The organism is Sporanaerobium hydrogeniformans, from assembly GCF_002735925.1.
GTDB classification, from domain to species: Bacteria; Bacillota; Clostridia; order Lachnospirales; family Cellulosilyticaceae; genus Sporanaerobium; species Sporanaerobium hydrogeniformans.
This window is the reverse complement of the sequence record NZ_PEDL01000025.1, coordinates 25845-33768: the sequence shown is the minus strand read 5'-3', so window position 1 is coordinate 33768 and position 7924 is coordinate 25845. Positions and strand designations below refer to the sequence as shown.

Here is a 7924-nt window from a genome sequence, read left to right as displayed (position 1 = left end):
TAAGGCATCCCCATACACCATCCCATCCTTTGGGACTCTTAATAATAATTCATGGGTATTGATTTGTTACTCATGTCTTTAAGAAGGAATATAAAAAATTTAAACTTTCGTGTTACAGTGGAGAGCAAGAAAGAAGGCTTTTCGCAGGTTTCCTCCACAGACTTTCGCAAAGTCTTGGTGAAGGCCTGTAGGCTGTCTTTAGGGACGTTATCGCAAGCGTTCTTCTTGCGATAGGTAGGACCGTTAGTCTACAGGACTGAGCCTAGAGTTTGCCAAGGCGAGGACCCAGAAACCGGAGAAAAGCCTTCTTTCTTGCGGCCGCGGCTACACCTCTTCTTTTTCTTGACTTTCAAATTCCTAAGAGCACCCCAACAAACTGAAATTTACTACTCTATCTTTACTTCTTCATTATTAATAAATACCGCCTGTACCTCGCTTATATCAATAGGTTCCTTAAAGGCATACCTTACCGTTACCTTACTTCCTTCATAGCTTTGACTCTTAGCTCCTAGTTTTATCTCTTGCCCATCTTTCATAAGTAGACGTGTTTTAATAGTACCTCTCTTATTATTTTTATTCTCATAAATAACCTGTAATGAGAGTTTAGAAAGAGTAAGTTCCTCTAGTGTTAAACTATCTCCTTGTGAATACATTTTATTAAGGACTAAACGTTTCTCTTCATTCTTAATCGCTACTTTAAAGCTTAATTGCCACTCTCCTTTAGTAGTTCTAAGTTCTTTTATAAACCAACTTCTTACACGAAGTTTGCTAAGTTCCTCTAAATCCTTAATAGCATAGACATAATAGCCTTGTGCAAATCTCTCTTCTTTTGCTCCCTCCCCATTAGAATGGTAAGTTGTAATATTATATTCCATTTCTATTTCGTTTCCTTGTTCATCTACAAAGCTAGGTGTATAATGCATCTCATCTGTTCCATACATGCGAAGGTGGAGCTTGCCATCTACAAATCCAAGGTTATCAATTTTCCATTCTGTGTTAAAGTCTGGATAAAGATTAATGTCTAATTGTTTTGAGTCAAGTCCTCTCTTAGGAATTTTACTTATTACCTCTTGTGCATTCATACCTTCACTTTCTAGCTCCTCTTCATCATAATAAGAAATGAACTTTTCCTCCATAGGAATAGAATCTTGGTATGTATACTCTGGATATGCTCTTAAAAATTCTGCCAAGTTAATCTCTGAAAACCAGTCTCCTTGCTCAGCCTCAATTATATCTGTGAGTTTAAGGGTTGCATTCTTTCCTATTAAATCTTTTGTTAAATTTGCTTCTACCTTAAATGTATACTTTGTAGGCACTTGATAAACTTCATCCAGCATTCCCCATCCTATACTTGAAGTATAACCTTGCGATCCATAGATTTTGAAAGGATTCCAACTCCTTGTTTTTTCATGCTTTCCTTCTACATCAAATTCTAGCCTACCAAATTTGATATAGTTCCCATCAAAACTACTTCCATCTTCTTTCGTCAAGTCAAACAAAAGAATAGCACTATTTTTATCCCCAACTAGGCCTTGAACATTTAAAGTTATCCCCTCTTTAGTAGTATTTACCCCCAATTCTAAGCCACTTTCCCCAATATATGCCGTTCCTGAACCAAAAAGTACTTCAAACATCCTTTCTACATTACCATTTTTAACATTAGCTATAAGGCTTGCCACACAGGTAAAAATAAGTATCGCCACAAGGAAAAGTAATCTTTTCTTCTTTCGTCTTTTATAGCTTTTTGTCCCTAGATCATCATTTATCTCTATTATTTTATCTTGCAAGACCAAACTTTCATCCTTCAATTTAAGTTCATCTTTTCCTTTTAGATCCTCTTGTATAGCTTTAAAGGTTATTTGCTTGAGGATATCTAGTTCTTCTATTGTAAGTGGTTCCTCAGCAATATTCTTATAGTCCTCCTCCTTTAAGTTCACGTGAATGAGCAAGTCACTTAATTTATTCATAAGATAATCCCCCTTTCTAAAAGTTTGTTTTTGAGTTTCTTTTTAACAAGATACAACCTATTTTCTATGAATTTTTCTTCTAATTGAAGTTCTATAGCAATTTGTTTTACACGCTCTGCCCAAAAATATCTTTTAATAAAAATTTGTCTATCCGGTTCTCCCAACTCATCAATTACCTTCTCAACGATGTCTTTGTTAATGTCTCTTGCTACTTCATTTGTCATATCTACTTCTATCCCTAAACTAACTTCTTCTAGAGATACATCCTCTATGTATTTATTAGATTTTTTAAGTATTCTCAATGCCTCATTTCGGCTAATCGTAACAATATAGGTCTTTAAACTTCCCTTTACTTCATCAAAGTTATCTATATACCTCCAAAGCCTTATAAAAACATTCGATAAGCACTCCTGCACATCTCTTTCTTCTCTATAACTGAGAATCCTTATAGCGATTCCTTTAACAAACGGTGCATAAAGTAGCATTGCTTGATTTAAGCCTTCCTCTGGTGAAGCTTTTATCAGCTCCACTAGCTCTCTATCTTCCATGACCTTTCTCCTCTCTCTAGTCTTCTCATTGTTGCTTAGCATTGGTTTCACACTTATATATACCCTCACTTTTCTATTTTCACTAATAAAATAAACTTAAAAGCTTCTTGTGCCTTTTCTATAAGAAAAGTAAAGCATTCCTAACCAGTATAAACGGAACAGATTACAATACACATCTCTTTTCAGTATTATAAAAAGCGAATCTATCCTTAATTTAGGGCATAGAGGTTATTGTTGTAGCAACTGGCTCTATCTGTCATGAGCATCAATATCATGATGAGTGTGGTCACTAATATATAAAAGGAGTGTGACAAAACTAATAAATTAGTTTCGTCACACTCCTTTTTTAATATTTCATTATCTTACAATCTCTATACTTTTAGTAGAAGGAATCCAAAGTACATTTGCCCCCAAACTTTCTGAAACATAGCGAAGAGGCACGAGTATCCTGCCACTCTTTACAGTCACCTTATCATCTGCAGTTAATGTAAGTATTTGACTATCTAGCTTAATAATGGCTTGCTTAGCTTTATTATTCCATTCAACCTCTGCACCTAAGCTTTCTGCTATAAACCTTAAAGGCACGATAGTTATATCTCCCATAAGCTCTGGTGCTACATCACTTGTTACAATTGCACCATTTACCGTACTTCTATTGTCCCCAATAGCTAAGGAAAGCTTTTTAAGTTCTGCAGCCTCGGCTATACTATATATTCCTACCGCTCCCACCTGGGCTGTAAACTTTTTACTCCTTGCATCATAGCTTCCCCCCAGCTTAATAGGCTTAAAGGTACCATCTTTTTGCTTTTCATATCTCACTAAGGTAAGTTTATCTTGATTCTTAATACTTTCTTTAGATAAATCAATAGTAACTTGTAATGGCTCTTTAAAGTTTTGGAAAGCTTCTCCTAATTTAAGAGCTAAATTAAAGGTATTCTCTATGCCACCTACAACCTTTAGCTTGTTCTCTTTTAAGCCTTTCTCTTTAATGGTGTCAAAAATGCTCTTATCCATAGGTAGTACTGTAATCTCTAGTTCTTTTTGCAAAGAGCTATCCCCTTGCTGTTTTTGTAAGAGATAAGGTATCATGGTTACTTCTGCATTATTCGTTTTTACAACTAATTCTTGCTTGTTTTTTATAAGTCCTTGTACCAATTCTTGTGAAATGGAAAAAACTGACTGTGGATTTTCGATACGAGGTATTTCCTTGTTCTTTAAGGCATCAGTGATGATTTGATTAGGAGTTTTTACCTGGGCTGGCGTGGTTACTGTACTTCCGCCGCCTCCACCACTTGAGCTACCTGAGCCACCTGTTGTGATTGTTATCTCTTTACCTATTGTAATGGCTGTTGGATTAGGATTAGCCTGAAGAATACCACCTGCACCTAACTCTTTATCTGTTAATTCTAGAAGTCCATTCATCTCAATACTTCCATCTTGGGCAATAGTTGGCTGAATGGTTGTATCAACCTTCTTAAACCAGCCGTCTACTACATTTGTGCCTACACTATTGATACCATTAAAATAGTTGGAAGAACTTTGAAGGCTAACTTGCTCTGGTATACTATCCGCTTCTTTTCCCTTATAAGATATAAAACCATCAACCATCCACTTAATAGTTGTTGCATTCGTATTTAATAATAAGTTACCTCCATCATTGTTATAAGCCGTTGTATGATATACCTTACATATAGGATTGCTATTACTAGATACACCCCTTGCTAAATTATTGAAGGAAATACTATCTCTTAATACATGTTCAACAGGTATATTCTCTCCACCTAGTTTGAAACCATTACCTTCCCCTGTTTTTCCATCGGTTTTATCTGGTGTTAATTGTCCATTTTCATATGCCACACATTGCTCTACAACTACCGCACCGATGATACCCGTCGTTGACTTAGCATATAAGTCCCAACCATCATCAATATTATGGTGGGAAATACAATAACGGAACACATTACCTTCTCCTACTGTTAACTTAGCAGCAAAACCATCTGCATCATTTCCTTGCGGATCACAATTGTTATAAGATTCGCAGCTTACCACTAAATTATTAGAAGGCCACATATTCTTTGGTTCATAGGCACTGCCACTAATTTGGATTCCTGTATCTTTATTATCATGTACAATAAGTTTATCCAAGGTATTGTAATGCCCTGTTACAAGCACAGGTTTCTTGGCTGGTTGTCCATTACAAACTTCAATATCATAAATATACCAATAGTCACCATTTACAGTCAGTCCATTGGTTGTACACTGAGATAAATCAAGGACAACCTTTTTACCTGGCTCAGACATAAGTATAATCGGTGAACTGGCCGTCCCATTATTCCCTCGCCCTATATTAATACCTGTAGTGAGTGTATATGTTCCACCTAAAAGTACGATTTCTTGACCAGGCTGTGCATATGCTACTGCTGTTTGAATGTCTAGCGGACTCGTCTTTGTCCCTTGATTAGTAGCACTACCGTTAACCCCTACATAAAGTGCATTTTCACTCGTTCCGTATTTTTTAGAGATAATATTAAAGTGAATAGAAATAGGCTCATAGGATTCAAAGTCTTCTGTTTCTCCTAATAAAGTCCCTTGTTCTACTTTAGGACTTGGTGTAAATAAAGCAGTAAATGTATTAACCCCTGTTTGCAAGTTAAGTTTTACTTTTCCTCTTATATCAGACTCATTAGTAGGGTCTATCTTTACACCATCTGCTACCACATTGCCTGCCACATTTTTAATGGTAAGAGTACCCTTATAATTACTTTTAAATCCTACTTCATATTGACTCTGCCATGTCGTTGTACTAGAATCCATATTTAAAGTTGGTGTGACATAAGTAGCTGGTCTATTTACTTTCTCTTCATCTTGCTCTGGATGAATAGTCGTAAAGGCTATGTCCTTTACTGTAACTTTAATCTTACGACTAGCACATACTCCTACATAATACTTACTCGCATCTTGCTTTAATAATAAATCAGGTTCATAACAAATAATTTCCTCAGATTCTTCTCCTGTTTGACTATTTTTGATTGTACTATGAAAACCCGTATTACTTTTTCTTAAGGTTAAAGTATATTCATCTCCTTTCTCAAATTTAGGGAGATTATTGGGTCTATCTACCTGATAATCCCAATCAAAAGGTGCTGTATCTATTAATTTCCTAGTAGGTGAACTTATATCACTACTTCCTGTATAACCTGTTACAAAATAACCTCCTGGAATACCATAGCGTACATCTAAGGCACCCTCCACTGTACGCGTATATTTTCTCACCATGGTTCCTGCTGAATTAAAGTAACGATCTGCAGAAGACCCTATCTTCATCGTATCTACTGCCATAATACCAAATCCAGATTGATTATCTTTACTAGCTGATTCATCTACAACAAAGGTCGCTCTTAAAGTAAAGTTTTCAGTAGCGGGATCGATTTCTGTATAATAATAAGCGAAACCATCTTCACTATCTGCTAACTTACCACCTGTAGAACCACCTACCGGACGCACATCTAAAGTAACAGATCCATCTTCATGTTCAGTCATCTCTCCAGATGCCCCTGAACCAACTAATCCTGTTTTAAAACGTTCTTCTTGTCCTTTAACAAGTTTGTCTTGAGTGACTTCCGTTTGCTCTTTCCCTCTATAGGCCACTATTTTAATCGTATAGGTCTCGCCTACCACTAGATTGGGAATTTCACAATAGGAATCTCCTAAGTCCGTGGCTACTAAAGTATACTCTAATGCATCCTTTTGCTTAATAGAAACATCGTATTTTTCAGCATTAGCTACATCTAACCAATCCACTTTAAGGGAAGCTCCTTTACCTGTAAGAATACTATCTATAACAGGGGCTTCTAGTGGTCCTATAAAATCATTGTATATATACGGAGTTGATGCTTTGCCTTCCTTCACCCCTTCTCTAACTGCTTCACAAATGATCTTATAATCACCAGACTCTGGCGGAGTAAGACTAATAACTCCTGTGCCACTACTTAACTGATTAGTGTAAGAGGAACTTATAAATCTTCCCGTACTGTCATAAAGCTTTGCAACAATTCGGTCTGTCTGTTCATTAGGAATGGTTCCTGAAACATTTACATCTAACTTAGAAGAATCTAGTGCATTTAATACAACAGAATCAATAGTGGGTGCTACTCCTTCATTAAAATCTATACTTTCTGACTCACCTTGGGTGACACTGACATAATAGACATTGATACCACTACTCTTTGAGCGAATATTATAAGTACCAGGTGTATCTAGCGTAACCGTTTCTACTGCAATTTTATTCTCTTCTAGAGATGGCTGCCCGTAAGCAATAAGGGTATGAATAAGGATATCATTTTCATCATAAATTCCCAACTCCCTATCTGCAGTTGAACTGCTACTCAAGGCATATACCTTTACATGTGCTACATCCGTTGTAGTGAATGTAATATTGCGATAATCTGCTGCTCCAGTACCTCCTAACTTAATACGCTTATTAAAATAGTGATTATATTCACTTACCTGCTCACTACTATCCACATCTACTTTTTTACCACTTGTTGCTTTTATGGTAAAATCTCCTTGTATCCTATCTGCAGTTATTGACCCAGAAGTTACATCATTGGCATTTAATTGCATCACACTTGATGTCGTTGTCTTTGTGGCTAGTACTTGCACCACCTTTTCTATAGGCTGTACCAAACTCTCTTGTATATCTGTTGGTTGTAGAACACCCGCAACAGTATTAACTGCTAACATCGTTACACTTAACACTGTCGCTATATACTTCTTCCTATTCATAACTTTCCCCCCTATAATTTTATTTAATAATTCATTATTTTAATTATATTATAAATTTTATTTTTAATATTTTGATTTTTTGTTATATATAAGGTTGCTTTTACTATTCTTGCTATTAATTTTTTAAATTCTGATTTAAAATATATTTCATATACGCCAATACTTATAGTTTAATTTTATATACATAAAAAGTCTTATAACCACTCTTTATTAAAGAGTCATTATAAGACTTTTATTATGTATTATCCTATATAATTATCTTGTGAACAAAATTTTTTTATTAGTCTAAATGGAATAAAACCTTTAAATCCTGACAAACAGGGCTATTGTCTGCATTTGTTTCCATAATGTCTGCCATAAAGTCCCACCACTTACGATTAATAGCTGTATCTGCACTTTTACTCCATTTTTCTTCATCCTCTATTTCAATATAACCATAAAGAACTAAGGTTTCTGGATCTAATGAAATGGTATAATTCTTACCACCATGTGCATGAATCATATCAATCATTTCTGGCCACAACTCATTATGTCTTTTTTCATACTCTGCTTCCATTCCTGGATAAAGCTTCATTTTGAATGTTTTAACCATTTTTACATCTCCATTCTTATCAACCTTTTAGA

4 protein-coding genes are annotated in these 7924 nt (G+C 35.5%); all 4 read right to left on the bottom strand.

Annotated elements, in window-relative coordinates; genetic code table 11:
• Positions 1–386: 386 nt before the first annotated feature.
• Complete coding sequence (locus CS063_RS15330) at positions 387–1967, bottom strand: hypothetical protein (RefSeq protein ID WP_099450573.1); 1581 nt, start codon at positions 1965–1967, stop codon at positions 387–389.
• Positions 1964–2515, bottom strand: coding sequence for a sigma-70 family RNA polymerase sigma factor (locus CS063_RS15325; protein WP_180270825.1), 552 nt, complete (start codon positions 2513–2515; stop codon positions 1964–1966). The genes CS063_RS15330 and CS063_RS15325 overlap by 4 nt, the downstream gene beginning before the upstream one ends.
• Before the next feature lie 357 nt (positions 2516–2872).
• Complete coding sequence (locus CS063_RS15320; protein ID WP_099450571.1) at positions 2873–7300, bottom strand: copper amine oxidase N-terminal domain-containing protein; 4428 nt, start codon at positions 7298–7300, stop codon at positions 2873–2875.
• Between the two features lie 280 nt (positions 7301–7580).
• A complete protein-coding gene (gene rhaM, locus CS063_RS15315) occupies positions 7581–7892 on the bottom strand; it encodes an L-rhamnose mutarotase (protein ID WP_099450570.1) in 312 nt (103 codons plus the stop codon).
• Positions 7893–7924 lie beyond the last annotated feature (32 nt).

Bases quoted from the DNA above. Each gene is read 5' to 3' on its own strand.
- CS063_RS15325 (WP_180270825.1), bottom strand. From the start codon at position 2,515: ATGGAAGATAGAGAGCTAGTGGAGCTGATAAAAGCTTCACCAGAGGAA.
- CS063_RS15320 (WP_099450571.1), bottom strand. From the start codon at position 7,300: ATGAATAGGAAGAAGTATATAGCGACAGTGTTAAGTGTAACGATGTTA.
- CS063_RS15330 (WP_099450573.1), bottom strand. From the start codon at position 1,967: ATGAATAAATTAAGTGACTTGCTCATTCACGTGAACTTAAAGGAGGAG.
- rhaM (WP_099450570.1), bottom strand. From the start codon at position 7,892: ATGGTTAAAACATTCAAAATGAAGCTTTATCCAGGAATGGAAGCAGAG.